The 14,836-nt window shown below is 40.3% G+C and carries 13 protein-coding genes and 1 riboswitch; of the genes, 9 read left to right on the forward strand and 4 right to left on the reverse strand.

Features of this window, described 5'->3' with window-relative positions; all coding sequences use genetic code 11:
• Positions 1-54: 54 nt before the first annotated feature.
• Entirely contained in the window at positions 55-3,420 is a 3,366-nt protein-coding gene (locus tag ACXAEY_RS03090) for a hypothetical protein (protein WP_474810430.1), read from the forward strand.
• A 39-nt stretch (positions 3,421-3,459) separates the two neighbouring features.
• Here the strand turns inward: ACXAEY_RS03090 and ACXAEY_RS03095 are convergent, their stop codons facing one another.
• Complete coding sequence (locus tag ACXAEY_RS03095) at positions 3,460-4,056, reverse strand: YdcF family protein (protein WP_474810431.1); 597 nt, start codon at positions 4,054-4,056, stop codon at positions 3,460-3,462.
• Between the two features lie 212 nt (positions 4,057-4,268).
• Between ACXAEY_RS03095 and ACXAEY_RS03100 the strand changes: the two genes are divergently transcribed.
• The 5 genes from ACXAEY_RS03100 to ACXAEY_RS03120 all read left to right on the forward strand — a co-directional run bounded on the left by ACXAEY_RS03100 (position 4,269) and on the right by ACXAEY_RS03120 (position 11,162).
• Positions 4,269-5,714: a circularly permuted type 2 ATP-grasp protein gene (locus tag ACXAEY_RS03100; protein ID WP_474810432.1), complete on the forward strand. Its 1,446-nt coding sequence runs from the start codon at positions 4,269-4,271 to the stop codon at positions 5,712-5,714.
• Between the two features lie 19 nt (positions 5,715-5,733).
• Positions 5,734-6,699: an alpha-E domain-containing protein gene (locus tag ACXAEY_RS03105; RefSeq protein WP_474810433.1), complete on the forward strand. Its 966-nt coding sequence runs from the start codon at positions 5,734-5,736 to the stop codon at positions 6,697-6,699.
• Positions 6,696-7,562 carry a transglutaminase family protein gene (locus ACXAEY_RS03110; protein ID WP_474810434.1) on the forward strand — a complete coding sequence of 289 codons (867 nt, stop codon included), beginning with the start codon at positions 6,696-6,698 and terminating at the stop codon, positions 7,560-7,562. The genes ACXAEY_RS03105 and ACXAEY_RS03110 overlap by 4 nt, the downstream gene beginning before the upstream one ends.
• Positions 7,563-7,726: 164 nt before the next feature.
• Positions 7,727-10,693, forward strand: a complete 2,967-nt coding sequence (gene fdhF / locus ACXAEY_RS03115; RefSeq protein ID WP_474810435.1) for a formate dehydrogenase subunit alpha — start codon at positions 7,727-7,729, stop codon at positions 10,691-10,693.
• On the forward strand, positions 10,677-11,162 hold the full coding sequence (locus tag ACXAEY_RS03120) for a helical membrane plugin domain-containing protein (protein ID WP_474810436.1): 486 nt from the start codon (positions 10,677-10,679) through the stop codon (positions 11,160-11,162). Before fdhF ends, ACXAEY_RS03120 begins: the two co-directional genes overlap by 17 nt.
• Positions 11,163-11,183: 21 nt before the next feature.
• Here ACXAEY_RS03120 and ACXAEY_RS03125 read toward each other — a convergent pair whose 3' ends face one another.
• A complete protein-coding gene (locus ACXAEY_RS03125; protein WP_474810437.1) occupies positions 11,184-11,678 on the reverse strand; it encodes a VanZ family protein in 495 nt (164 codons plus the stop codon).
• Between the two features lie 172 nt (positions 11,679-11,850).
• Between ACXAEY_RS03125 and ACXAEY_RS03130 the strand changes: the two genes are divergently transcribed.
• The 3 genes from ACXAEY_RS03130 (at position 11,851) to ACXAEY_RS03140 (ending at position 13,951) form a co-directional block, all read left to right on the forward strand.
• Positions 11,851-13,188: a UDP-glucose dehydrogenase family protein gene (locus ACXAEY_RS03130; protein ID WP_474810438.1), complete on the forward strand. Its 1,338-nt coding sequence runs from the start codon at positions 11,851-11,853 to the stop codon at positions 13,186-13,188.
• A 136-nt stretch (positions 13,189-13,324) separates the two neighbouring features.
• Positions 13,325-13,468, forward strand: a complete 144-nt coding sequence (locus tag ACXAEY_RS03135; protein ID WP_270180146.1) for a hypothetical protein — start codon at positions 13,325-13,327, stop codon at positions 13,466-13,468.
• Positions 13,469-13,537: 69 nt separating this feature from the next.
• Positions 13,538-13,951 carry a hypothetical protein gene (locus tag ACXAEY_RS03140; protein WP_474810439.1) on the forward strand — a complete coding sequence of 138 codons (414 nt, stop codon included), beginning with the start codon at positions 13,538-13,540 and terminating at the stop codon, positions 13,949-13,951.
• Positions 13,952-14,038: 87 nt separating this feature from the next.
• Here the strand turns inward: ACXAEY_RS03140 and ACXAEY_RS03145 are convergent, their stop codons facing one another.
• Together ACXAEY_RS03145 and ACXAEY_RS03150 are read right to left on the reverse strand one after the other, a co-directional pair.
• The gene (locus tag ACXAEY_RS03145) at positions 14,039-14,176 is read right to left on the reverse strand and encodes a hypothetical protein (protein WP_270180144.1); all 138 of its coding nucleotides are present in this window, start codon (positions 14,174-14,176) and stop codon (positions 14,039-14,041) included.
• Between the two features lie 43 nt (positions 14,177-14,219).
• A riboswitch (cyclic di-GMP riboswitch) is annotated at positions 14,220-14,310 on the reverse strand.
• A 270-nt stretch (positions 14,311-14,580) separates the two neighbouring features.
• Positions 14,581-14,745 (reverse strand): hypothetical protein, encoded by a 165-nt coding sequence (locus ACXAEY_RS03150; protein WP_270180143.1) that lies wholly within the window; start codon positions 14,743-14,745, stop codon positions 14,581-14,583.
• Positions 14,746-14,836: the final 91 nt, after the last annotated feature.

Here is a 14,836-nt window from a genome sequence, read left to right on the forward strand (position 1 = left end):
TGTGAGTAAATAGAATCATTAAAGAGGAAGATATTGCCGTTAGGGGGGAGGCACATGGATGAGAAGGAGAGACAGGCTGCATTTAAAGGAGAGTTAAGCAGGCTGAAACAAAGTGACTTCATTTCTGAGAGGACTTACGAACATGTGTCAGAGGCATACACGCGTTTCTTAGAGCTTGATGTGAATCGTGAGGTTGAGGAAGTTACCGAGGAGATTTTGGAAGAACGTCCAAAGCCGCCAAAACAAAAGGTGAAGCAGAAAAAGGTGAGATCCGCTCAAGAGATACGTGACCGGAACCTTACGTGGATTCTCATCATCGGAGTGGTGTTTCTTCTCTTAGGAGGACTTGTTCTTGCAACGAGTACGTGGGAAGCTCTAACCTCTACTCTCAAAACTGGTTTGATTGCTGCAGTATCACTCCTTTTCTTTGGTATTAGCTGGCTGAGTGGACATAAGCTAAAGATTGAAAAAACAGCATTTGCTTTTTTAGTTCTTGGGAGTTTGTTTTTACCGATCGTTATCTTATCAGCGGGCTACTTTCAACTGTTCGGCGCATGGTTGTCCATAAGCGGTGAAGGTAAATACTTTCTTGGATTGCTTGGAACGCTGATTTGTTTACCTCTATACGGCTATCAGGCAATAAGACAAAACTCAAGGTTGTTCGTATGGTTTTCATATGTAGGACTTACAATTGGTACGTCGTTTTTCATTCAACTATTCAATCCAACGATCGATGCGTTTTATTTTGGAATCGTATTGTTCAATGGATTATTAATCCTGATGTATGTAAGAACGAGGAAGATAGCAGAGGGTCACCTATTTGTACGGGAGCTACCGCTTTATCTTCAAGGAAACCTCGTCCTTTCGACCTTGTTGCTGCTTTTATTCTTTGATCAAGCGGTATTTTATAGTTTTAACGTTTTATTAACGGCGACGCTATATTTATCGATGGTGTATATAGGGAAGCAAAAAGAATATCATTTTATATTTACGGCCCTTTTCGTCTACGGAATCTACCAGCTCATCGAGAATTCGTTTCTTGAGTCAATCGATGTACTATTCTACTCACTTATCGGATTTCTTTTCATTGGCCTTCAGATGATTGAGAAGTTTGAAGATAACTATATGAAGAAAGCATTTCAGATTACGAGTGGCATCGTTTCTGTCGCTGCTTTTCTATTTATTAGTTATAAAGGATTACTGCTCCGTTTAGACGATCCTTCTTGGCTTCTCATAGCAGGATACGTGTTGATCAGTGTGAATTTTATCTATCTTGCTAATCTATCTAAGCTGAAGGTTTTTGGCTTTTTAGCACCATTGTTTCTTGTGGCTGCAGGCCTATACACATTGAATTTACTATACACTGATGTGACCGTGACGGTTGTTATTCTCCATCTTTTTATAACGGGTCTTAGTCTATACTTATTAGGGTTTTATTGGAACAAGTGGAGATACACAAAAGTCATAAGGTCTGGGGCCCTGTTCCTGTCGTTCGGTCCCATATCTCTAGCCGTATTGGTCGGAGTTTTAGCAGAAAAGTGGGTCATCGACGCTAGTATGATGGGGATCATCGGAATCATCTTTTTAACAATTGTGTATGAAGGAGAACCACGATGGCTTCGAGCTATTGCGAGCGTTTGCTATCCATCTGCATGGGCGGTTGCTTTTCTATGTTTATACCCTGTTTGGGCTGAGAATGGTTTTTATCGAGAGGAATTTGGCCTGTCTTTTCATTTAGTTGTCAGTGCTGCTCTTCTCATGGGGATATCATTTTTATGGAAAAACAAATCTGTACTCCATGCTAGCTTTTTTTGGACGTCTCAGGCGGCTTACACGACAGGACTTCTATTCCTTCTCGTATATTCAACGAATGAATTATACACGCGAAGCGGATTGCTTCTTGGTGCGATTTTTTTCTTGTTCCTTCTAATTAAAAGAACAAACGAAGAATCGCTATGGTATTTTCTTAGTTTATCGACGTTAGGAACATACTTGTCGGTTGCTGAAGCCTTTCCGATTCAAGGAATTTATCAATGGATTCCAGGAAGTATCGTGTTAATCATCGTAGGAGATTTTATTGTTAAGAAGAATCCTTACGTGCAAAATGCGTTTGTGTATTTAGCACATATCTATTTACCACTCGCTTTATATTATTCGGTAGGAGTCTACACTGGCGTTCCGATCTTATTTGTGATCACTTTACTAATCTACCTTTACAGTGTTTTTTCTCGTACGAAGGAGTGGGAGGTTCGCACGTTTCTATATGCAGGCTTCTCCATCCTCCCGTTTTTCTATATGTCATTAGTAGATTACTATCAAATTGAAGATGTTTATCTTTATACAGGCTTTGCATCGAGTGCAGTTATGTTTGCTTTTTGGTTTCTGTTAAACGATCGTTGGAAAGCACGGATCAAATGGTATGCTGTCCCATTTTCGTTACTAGGATTAGTACCATTTACATTGCAAGAAGAGTTAACAGCTGTTTCATTTACCGTAGCGATTCTCTATGTAGGTGTGCTTCTTTATGTGATGCATCAAGCGAGATGGCAGCTTTTTAATATTTTTCCGTTATTGTATGTTATCTTGTTTGTTCAGCTTTTACCTTTTGAAGCAATAGAAGAAAAGATGGTACTACATGTATTGGTAGGTCTCTTGCTTCTTTGTTCAGGTCTTTTCATCCATAAACAGCTATACGCTTTCAGTTCGAGTGAGATGATTACGAATCATATCGATTGGTATACGGTTGCTGCGTTGTTACTCGTCGGACCACTTGTTCAATATACAAATCAGGCACCACTTTGGGCGGAAGAGATGTGCGCTTTGTTTTTCGTTAGCTTAGTATCCCTACAGATAAAAAGAGTTCCTCATGGTAATCCGAAGCGTATCGTTCAGAGCATGAGCGCTGTAAGCTTACTAATCCCTTACTATACGCTGCTTCAACATATCGAGATCAATCAGTATATTGTAGCAGAAGTCTATGTTCTCCCGTGGATTGGATTGACCGTGTTTCTTTCGAAAAGTACGTGGAAGAAGGAAGAGCATATTGTAAAATGGGTGGAGCTTACAGTTGTTGCAATTGTTGCAGCAATAATCGTAACAGATGCTATTGTAAGCAACACGATCTACGATGCGTTGTTAGCGGGAGTGTTATCTCTTGCATCCGTTATAAGTGGATTTTACTTCAGGATCAAATCTTATTTCTTAATTGGAATAGGTGTTCTTCTTTTGAATCTCTTTATTCAAACTCGTCCGTATTGGGGCAACATGCCTTGGTGGGCATACTTGTTGATCGCAGGTTTCACCTTGATTAGTGTTGCAAGCTTTTACGAATGGCAGAAGCAAAAAAAGGATGCCGATGGAAGCACACTGTTGCAAGTGAAGAAAGAGCAACTACGAAACAAGTGGAAAGAATGGAAATGATTGAAGAGGGAGGGCAGCTACGTAACTGCCCCCCTCTTTTTACCATTCTTCATCTATCAAGATGCCTAGTTCCGCGTACTTTTTGATGGACTTAACTTCTTTTAATATATACGACTGTTCATTGGGGTCGGTCCACCAGTTCGTGCGTTGTCCGATTATCCTATCATCAGAGCAAAGCGAATACGCGATATGTTTTGGCATATAGGTCTTAAGCGATAATAGACAACGTTTCATATGGTATGGCGAGCTCACGATCAATAGCCTTTTGAGCGCATGTAATCCAAATTGCTGTTGAAGGACCAGCATTGAAGCAATTACATTCTCAGTCGTGTTTTCTGCTTTAAGCTCTAACAAAATTCGATCGGATGGAATGCCTCGATTTTTCAATTGGTCTCTCATCCAGATCGCCTCAGGCGTCTCATCGTTTCCCCACCTTGCACCTGATCCTGAAACGAGAATATACGGTGCGCGTTTTGCTTCGTATAACTCAGCAGCTTTCTTAACACGTAGTAGACTTCTTGCACCGAATACTAGAATACAATCGCCATTCATTCCATCGTCTTCTAATCCATCAAACAACAGCGTTGTGATTTGATCTCTTGAAAGACGTTCAGGCTCCATTTCTGAGAAACGCATGTTCATCCACCTCATTTTTTTACGGCCTGTACTAGTCTATGTTTTAAACGATATAGTAGTGAATAATCGTTGCTCAATCTGTAAAATTTTGAAAAAACAATTCTTTTCTACTATGTAATTGAAGGATATAGACTATCTTATAACGAAATTTGTTAGAAAAGTAAGAATTATGGGTAATTTACTAATCATACATAGAAGGAGGAAAAGGTATCGTGTTTAATTCATACAAACTTGATGAATTCTTTGATGAGATGCTTCAAAAGGACCACCTCCCTAGAGATTACTGTAAACCTTTCCATGAAAGGTTAAACAGTGTTGATCCAAACAATTTACAAGAGAGGTATGAACTTGCTCAAAGTGATTTCTTGAGACAGGGGATCACTTTTACGGTCTACAGTGAAACAGAAGGAACGGAACGAACGATGCCGTTCGATTTCGTTCCAAAAATCATTCCTCCAGACGAATGGGCGGAACTTGAACGTGGGTTGATGCAACGATTTGATGCACTAAATGCATTTCTAGATGACGTGTATCATGAACAGCAAATATTAAAAGATGGCGTGATTCCTCGAGACCTCGTTGTTAACTGTCAGCATTTCTTTGAACAGGTGGCAGGAATCGATCTCCCAAGAAGGCAGCATATTTTTATGGCTGGGATCGATTTAATTCGTGATGATAGTGGCGAGTACCGAGTTTTGGAGGATAACCTTCGAAATCCTTCAGGGTTGTCGTATGTTTTCCAAAATCGTTACGTGATGAGGAAGGTATATCCTGAGTTCTTTAATCAATATTCTGTTCAATCACTAGAACAACAGTTTTCTTATCTGCATTCGTCTATGGCTTCTCTTGCACCTCAGAATAAAAGTAATCCAACCATCGTCCTTTTGACACCAGGAATTTATAACTCAGCTTATTACGACCACAGTTACATTGCGCAAAGATCTGGCGTTGAACTCGTAGAAGGTAGGGATCTCGTTGTAAGGGAACGTGAAGTCTTTATGAAGACAGCGAGAGGCTTGAAGCAAGTCGATGTGATCTATAGAAGAATCGATGATGAATTTCTCGATCCACTTGAGTTTAGAGAAGATTCTCTCCTAGGTGTTCCTGGCCTTGTCGATGCTTATCGAGCAGGTAACGTATCGATCATCAACGGTATAGGAAACGGCGTTGCAGATGATAAGGCGATCTATCATTTCGTACCAGATATGATTCGCTATTATCTTAACGAAGAACCTTTGGTAAAAAACGTAGATACCTATCTATTGAGGTATGAAGATCAATTGGAATATGTGTTGGATCATCTGTCGGAGCTTGTTGTGAAGCACACGAATGCTTCAGGGGGTTACAATATGTTGATCGGTCCTCATGCTTCTGAAGAAGAAATCGAAGCATACAGGAAGCAAATCTTGAAGAACCCATCAGAATTTATAGCACAGCCTACGATTAAGTTATCAAGATTACCAGCATTTAAAGGAGATCGCTTTGCTGCATGTCATGTCGATCTAAGAGTCTTCATCTTTGGTGGAGAAAAAACGCACGTATTCCCTGGGGGATTAACGCGCGTAGCCTTAAAAGAAGGTTCTCTCGTCGTCAATTCCTCACAAGGTGGGGGAGCGAAAGACACGTGGGTTCTAGAGGAGTCTCCAGCCAACGTATAAAAGGGAAGGAGTAATGACGATGTTAAGCAGAGTAGCTGATTCATTATATTGGTTGTCTCGAAACGTAGAAAGAGCAGAAAACAATGCTAGATTAATAGCTGTTAAATTAACGAGCCGTTTAGAAAATGCGAATCCGACTGAAGAAAATAACCAAAACTGGTATGAGCTAATCGAAATTGGCGGCTATCAGCAAATTTTCAATGAAAATTATTCGGGATGCGATGACAGAAGCGTTGTGGAATTCTTAATGTTTTCCATGAAGAACCCGAACTCCATCTTGAATGCGATCACGGTGGCAAGAGAAAATGCCAGGGCTGTTCGCGAAATTATTCCTAATGAATTATGGGAATGCATCAACTCGTTCTATTTGAAATTAAAAAGCTATAGTAAGTCTCGATGGGAAATGGATGAAGTAAACGAGTTCTGTGAAACAATTAAAAAAGAATCGCTCTTCTTCCAGGGGATTGTAGAGGCAACGATGCCAAGAGGCGATGCGTATTTGTTTATGGAGATGGGCAAACACTTGGAAAGGGCGGAGAAGACCGCTCGAATACTCGATGTTTTTTACCATAAAAATCTTGATCAATACGAAAATAAAGAAATCGTGGAGTATCATCATTGGTGGTCTGTGCTTCAATCCGTGAGTGGTCATGAAGCTTATATCAAAATGTATCGACCGCTTATTAAATCGAAAGATGTTGCTGAATTCTTTATCCTCAACATGGACTTCCCTCGTTCTATGATCTACTGCATACAGAAAGTGCGTAATGCGTTCGTTGCATTAGAGGAGGGTGAAGTGGAGCATTACTCTGAGTCCCTTGCAAAGGAGCTGGAATACTTAGCGAACGATTTGATCGATTTTACGATTGAAGAAGTCCTTTACCAAGATGCTCATGCCTTTCTTCAAAGTTTTCAGCGTAGATGTAGCACCATCGGTCATTACATTACGCGAACATACTATTTAGGGGAAGTAGCGATACCATGAAATTTGAAGTTACACAAACCAACAGCTATGAATATGAGCGCCCAGTGAGACAAAGTATCAATCAGTTCAGGTTACGTCCACTTCATGATGAGTTGCAAACTGTTCATGAATATACTGCCATTATCGATCCAGTCAGTGAAACGTATGGCCATACCGATTACTGGGGGAATTACGTCGAGACCTTCTACATTTGGAGCGAGCATCAAACTCTTTCGATCGAAACCATCTCGAATGTAGAGACAAATTCGATAGAGTTTGATGTTTCAAACCCACTGACTTCTGAGCAAAGGCAGGAGCTAACCTCTCATTCTTTTAAACAGGCTTATGCAGAGTACTTGATCGATCGGCATTATACAACCATACCTGAGGATGCCATGAAGAAAGAAACAAATGAAATCTGGGCACAGTCTAGAGATGAACTAGATTTTGTAGTAAATCTTAATGAACACATTTACAATTCGATGGAGTATGTATCTGGTGCGACCAATGTGATGACAACTGCTGATGAAGTGTTGGAGCATAGAACTGGGGTATGCCAGGATTACACTCATCTCATGCTCGCACTCTGTCGTTATCGTGGAATTCCAGCACGCTATGTTAGCGGGTATATCTATATCGGGGAAAATTCCGCATATCGAGGTGATGCTGCTACACATGCTTGGTTAGAAGTGAAACTACCAGGGCAAAAATGGTTTGGGGTTGATCCTACGAACAATGCGATCGTTGGTGAACAGCATATTCGTATTGCAGTTGGACGCGATTACAGTGATATATCACCATTAAAAGGTGTGTATATTGGTGGAGCACACACGCTAGATGTGAGTGTCAGTGTAAAGAACTTAGAAGAGCGGGTAAGCGGATAGTTTCGCTACCTGCTTTTTTCTTTAGCAGAGGTGGGCAGGAAATTTATAAGGAATAAAGAAAGATGAGTAATAGCATGGCTTAATTTCTAAAGATCAGCCTATCATGGCTACGGATAGGGTATAGAGGAATAGGTTTCCAATGAATGAAATAGGGGTGAAGAATAGTGTCTGAAACCATTCAGGTTACGATTAATGGAAAGAGCACAGTTGTAAATGACGGTATGAGTGTCCTTGATGCTTTACATAACAATGAGCTCGATTTACCTAGCGTGTGCTATCATCCGAGTTTAGGTGCCATTGAGACATGTGATACATGTATGGTAGAAGTGAACGGAGAAATCGTAAGAGGTTGTTCTACTAGACTCTCAAATGGGGATAACATCAATTCAACAGCTTCTCATGTAAAGAAAGCACAGGATATTGCGATGGATCGCATTCTTTACAATCATGAGTTGTACTGTACAGTGTGTGATTATAACAACGGAACATGCGAGATTCATAATACCGTGAAACAAATGAAGAAAGATCACCAAGCAGTACCGTTTGACCCTAAGCCTGAACGGATTGATGATTCAAACGCATTTTATCGGTATGATCCAGATCAGTGTATTTTATGTGGACGCTGTGTAGAGGCATGCCAGGATGTTCAAGTGACGGAAACGATAACGATCGATTGGGAACGAGAAAGACCAAGAGTCATCTGGGATAACGACGTTCCGATCAATGAGTCATCTTGTGTTTCTTGTGGACATTGTTCTACTGTCTGTCCTTGTAATGCGATGATGGAAAAAGGAATGGAAGGGGAAGCGGGTTTCTTAACAGGCATTCCTGATGGCACGCTTCGTCCAATGATCGAATTAACAAAAAATGTTGAAACAGGCTATAACTCGATCCTTGCGATTTCTGACATGGAGTCAGCGATGAGAGAAAACAAGATTAAGAAAACAAAGACGGTATGTACATACTGTGGCGTAGGCTGCAGCTTCGACGTGTGGACGCAGGGTCGCGATATTTTAAAAGTAGAACCACAAGCTGAAGCTCCAGCAAACGGAATTTCGACTTGCGTGAAAGGAAAGTTCGGCTGGGATTACGTTAATAGCGAGGAACGATTAACAAAGCCACTGATTAGAGAAGGAGAATCATTCCGAGAAGCGGATTGGGACGAAGCGATCAAATTGATTGCAAGTAAGTTCAGTGATATAAAACAACATCACGGTCCTGATGCCCTTTCTTTTATAAGTTCTTCGAAATGTACAAACGAAGAATCATACTTAATGCAGAAATTAGGAAGGAACATTATTGGCACGAATAACATCGATAATTGCTCGCGTTATTGTCAGACGCCTGCCACAAAAGGGTTGTTCAGAACGGTTGGGTACGGGGGCGATTCAGGTTCGATCACAGATATCGAAATGTCAGAGTTAGTGATCGTCATCGGTTCGAATACTTCCGAATCACACCCAGTGTTATCGACCCGTGTGAAAAGATCGCATAAGCTTCACGGCCAAAAACTCATCGTTTCTGACTTGAGAAAGCATGAAATGGCTGAGCGCTCCGATTTGTTTATTCGACCTTCATCTGGCACAGACCTTGTGTGGCTTTCAGCAGTTACAAAATATATTATCGATCAGGGATGGGCGGATGAAGCGTTTTTAAAAGATCGGGTGAATGGTCTCGCTGATTATATTGAGAGTTTAGAACCATACACGTTAGAGTACGCAGAGAATGTGACCGGTATTTCTCAAGAAGAATTGATAAAGATTGCTACGATGATTCACGAAGCGAACAGTACGGTTGCGCTATGGGCTATGGGTGTAACGCAACATAGCGGAGGATCTGATACGAGTACTGCAATATCGAATCTATTACTTGTAACAGGAAATTATGGTAAGCCTGGAACGGGGGCTTATCCACTTAGAGGACATAATAATGTTCAGGGAGCAAGTGACTTCGGAAGTATGCCGAACATGATGCCTGGGTATGAAGAAGTCACAGATGAAAAAGTCCGAGAAAAATACGAAAAAGCGTGGGGTAATCCGCTTCCTGAAGAGATAGGGCTTAACAATCATGAAATGGTCAAAAGTATTCATGATGGAAACCTCAAATGTATGTACTTAAAGGGTGAAGACATGGGAATCGTAGACTCTAATTTGAACTATGTTCATGAAGCATTTGGAAAACTTGATTTCTTTGTCGTTCAGGATCTTTTCTTAACAAAGACCGCTGAATATGCAGATGTTGTTCTTCCAGCAAGCCCGAGTCTTGAGAAGGAAGGTACGTTTACCAATACAGAGAGACGGATTCAACGACTTTATCAAGCTCTTGACGAGCTTGGTGATTCCAAACCGGACTGGAAGATCATTATGATGATTGCAAATGAACTCGGTGCAGATTGGAAGTATGATCATCCTCGAGATATTATGGGTGAAGCAACTCAGCTTGCAGACATGTTTGCAGGTGTTTCGTATGACCGTTTAGAAGGCTATGATAGTCAGCAATGGCCAGTTACGGCAGATGGGAAAGATACACCGCTGCTTTTCCAAGAAGACTTCCCATTTCCAGATGGAAAAGCTCGATTGTTTCCACTCGAATGGACTGAGCCGATTCAGTTCGATGATGAATATGATCTTCATGTTAACAATGGCCGACTTCTTGAACATTTTCATGAAGGGAATATGACATATAAAAGTGAAGGTATCAAAGCCAAAACTCCAGAGTCGTTCATAGAAGTATCCATAGAACTAGCGGAAGAAAGAGGCTTAACGGATGGCACGCTAGTAAGGCTCTCTTCTCCGTATGGCGCGATAAAACTTAAATGTCTCGTCACGGACAGAGTACAAGGAAAAGAAGTTTACGTTCCATTGAACGATTCAGGTGAGGGTGCGATCAACTTGCTGACGAGTAGCTATGCAGACAAAGATACGGATACCCCTGTCTATAAAGAAGTGAAAGCAAAAATGGAAATTTTAAAAGATAAAGGGTCTTCTCCGCTTCCAAAAGTAAACCATCGATTTGGTAACCCGCAACCACAAATCGGTGTACAAGTAGAACGTAAATGGGCACGAAAGGATTATCTATTCCCAGGAGATATGGTAAAGAAGGAGGCGAGCCGTTTTGGCAAAGGCCATTAAATCGATTAAAAAGATTGAACTAACAGAAGATGAGAAGAGAGCTTTAGATTTAAAAGAAATTGAAGATGCATTGATCGATAACAAAGAAGCTTTACTTGAAACGCTGGAAGTGGTAGGGCATATGAAAGATAGAGGCGTTATTTCGCTCCTTAATGGGATGTTTGGTGAAGGGGACCGTGTTCTAAAAGTGCTTGTTGACCTTCTTAGTACTCCGGAAAATACGATGGCGATTAAGAATTTGATGCTATTGGTCGGAGCACTTGGAAGAATCAATGTGAAAGAGCTAGAGCCTTTGATCGATCGGCTTAACAATGGAATTGAAAATGTTGCTGATAATGAAGACAACGACCATAAAACAGGTTATCTTGATTTGTTCAAAGCCTTAAAAGACCCAGAAATTAATCGGTCGTTATCAATGTTACTTCTTTTCCTAAAAGGAATGGGAGACGATAAAAAGTCGAATATGTAGGTGGAAAAGCCGGAAACCTCTTTAGGAGGCATTTCCGGCTTTTTTATTTTTGATTAAGGATATTATGAGAATAAGTAAACAAGCTAACACCATTCCGAGCGTATCCGGTATGAAGACATCGATCAAATGTCCAGTGCGATTTGGAATTAAACTTTGATGGTATTCGTCGAACAAAGCATAGAGGAATGCGAGTAAGAATCCAAAAGACAGTGATTTTCTAAGGGTGTATCGTTTTATGAAGAACAGTATCCAGAAAAATGTAAGTAAGCCAAAAGAAACGACATGTGCCCCTTTTCTTAAGAAAAACTCAACATATCGATATGGTTCAGATGGTGTAACAAGGGCTCCATCGTAACGAAATTCGATTTGGGGAAGATCCTTTTGTTCAATCGTGACCCATTCTTTAAATAGGGGTTTAACGTCTTGATTTTGATAGGGTGTATTAGAGGATAGAAAAAGGATGATCATCATAAGCGACGCAAGTATAAGCCATATCCATCTTTGTAAAAAAATCATTGGTTTCACACTTTCTAAATTGAGCAGTTTAATAACTATCATATCGAAAAAACGGTAATATTGGGAGATGTTAATTCATTATTAATGTTTTGTTTAGTTATCACAAAACCACGTCTATACGACAAAAACATTCTTATAATAAAGACAAGTACATAGTAGAGGAGGGCTAGATGTGAAAATTGCAGTGATCGGAACAGGATATGTTGGTCTCGTTACGGGAGTAAGTCTTGCTGAAATCGGAAATCATGTGACGTGTATCGATACAGATGAGGCAAAAGTGAAGGTGCTGTCAAATGGTCAATCTCCTATATACGAACCAAATTTAGAAGAGCTTATGAAGCGGAATAGTAAAGCGAACCGTTTATCATTTACTACCTCGCACCATGTTGGGTTAGCAAATGCTGACGTTATTTACATAGCGGTTGGTACACCTCAACATCCAGATGGCACTGCAGACCTTCGCTATATAGATGCAGCAGCATTAGATATCGCAAATGCGTTACAACAAAATGCGATTATCGTTACGAAAAGTACTGTGCCTGTAGGGACGAATGAACGGATAAAGGGAACGATTCAGCAAAATGTTTCTCTAGGAATTAACGTTCAAATCGTTTCCAACCCTGAGTTTTTAAGGGAAGGGTCTGCAGTTTATGACACGTTTAATGGGGATCGCATTGTTATCGGTGCAGACGATAAGTATGCAGGAGACGTGATCGAATCGATCAACCTCCCATTTGGTATTCCAATCTATCGAACAGATAGCAGGAGTGCAGAAATGATTAAGTATGCTTCTAATGCTTTTCTGGCAACGAAAATAAGCTTTATTAATGAAATAGCAAACATTTGCGAAAAAGTGGGTGCTAACATAGAAGATGTCGCAGAAGGGATGGGCAAGGATCACCGGATCGGAAATGAATTTCTGAAAGCTGGTATCGGTTATGGAGGATCATGTTTTCCGAAGGATACGAAGGCACTTGTCCAAATCGCAGGAAACAATCATCATGACTTTACGTTATTGAAGTCTGTTATAGAAGTAAACAACGCTCAACAAATGAAGCTTGTACAGAAAGCAAAAGATGTTATGGGTGACTTAAGAAATAAGAAAATTGCTCTTCTCGGCCTTGCTTTTAAACCTAATACAAACGACATGCGTGAAGCCGCTTCGATACCAATTGCCCACACTCTCTTAGAGGAAGGTGCAGAGGTTCGTGGATATGACCCGGTTGCCATTGAAAATGCCCGCTCATTTCTGTCGGAAAAAGTTATATTCTGTGAAACGATTGAGGAGTCCTTAACGCATGCTGATGCAGCTTTTATCATAACGGAATGGGAGGAAATAAAATCAGTAGATTTAACGATCTACGAACGCTATATGAAGGTACCCCTCGTTTTTGATGGAAGGAACTGCTATAGTCTTGAGAAAGCGAAAGAGAGCGGACTCATCTATGAATCGATCGGTAGGCCGAGTTATGGCTCAATTAACAAAACGGTACGAAGGGCAGGTTGCTAACCTGCTTTTTTTATATGTTTTTGTAATATAATGTCATACGGTTGTGCTTGATATGTTACCGTATTTTGGTAAAATATTTGTGAGTATATGGAAATGGTGGGATTGATAGGATGTTAAGACGGAGTGAGGTGATCAGGTGGTAGAAAAAACGTGTGTCCACTGTCATAAGCCTTCTTATAGCAGCAACCAAAACGGTGAGTGGATTTGTCCTTATTGTGGAGAGGATATGACCGATGTTCCGATCAATAATCAGGAGTTGAACTCACAGCCACAGTCGTAAAAATGCTTGCAATTTTAGTTGTCCTCTCTCTAAAATGAAGTCAAGTACACATGAAAAGGAACGTGACTAATGGAGGGACTAATTAAATTAATCGCGGCCATAGTAAATGAACTACACGACATTCTCATCGAAGTGGTGTATGGTTTAGGGTTTGTGGTGAGTGATAAGGATTTGCATTTCTGGGTCATGGGTATATTAGGAATGGTTGGTTTTGTCTTCGTTCAAGTTGTTTTTAAACTTCTTTCTAAATGGAGCATAACGTCTATTTCGTTTATTTATACGTTTACGGTACTGTTAGTCGTTGTTTTTGCAATTGAAATTCAGCAGAAGATTACTGGAAGAGGAAATATGGAATTTGAAGATGCCGTCATTGGATTAAAAGGTTTTGTCATTTTGTTTTTCATTTATCTTATTATCAAAGGAATAATGAAGGGCATCAATCTTCTTTTTAAAACAAAACAAAAACAGTCTGTTACAAAGTAAGTTTGTGAAGCTGATCATGTCAGCTTCTTTTTAGTTGGGCAAACTGTAGGGTAATATAAAAAGAGCCCTAACAAAGGCTCCAAGGCATTAATACGTTAACTGTGTCAGTAAAGCAATCATTGCTCCAATTAAAATCGCCGAAATCGGTATGAGGATATAGATGAGCTTTTCCTTACGCTCTTTCCTATATTGAATTTCTTCTGGAGTCGACCAGGTTCCTTTCATATCTTACTCCCCCTTTATTGCCACAAATCGACTGGAGAACGTGTTCGGCAGCTGGCTGACTTTCGGAACGTCATTACCGTGAAGTCCCTTTAGCTTTGCGTCACCATTTTTCAATGGTTTTGCCTTTCTCGTACGATTGTATGACGGTTACTGTGAAGACCTGAAAAAATAAAATTTGTCGAAATTTGACCTCAATAATAGTATAACGTAATCCAATAGACCTGTATATTGGGAAAATTGTTTTTTTTCATAATCTATTAACCCCAAGAATCATAATACGTTTCCCAAGTTTAGGAAGAGTGAAAAAACGCTTCGTTATTCCTATTAAGGATGCGGAGAAGGTAACAAAATACAGGTCGTATTAATCGTTCACATGTTATAAAGGGGTGAAAAACATGTACGGATCAGATCATTCGCTGTTCTTCGGTTAGTTCACGCTCTACTAAGAACTCAATGAAATCCCTTTCATTTTCTGAGAGGCGACGGTCAAGCTTGTTTTCAAATTCAAGTACCAATTCTTCGTATCTTCTTTCAGATAGTGAGGCAAGCAGTAGAAATGAATCTTTCATGACCTTTCCCCCTTTTGGATGTTTTATGGCGAAACTCTCCTCATGTTACTACTTCGAACACATCGAGAGAGTTTAAGGGTGTGTATGTCTG

The sequence above is a fragment of the Anaerobacillus sp. ABA4_114 genome (assembly GCF_056159065.1).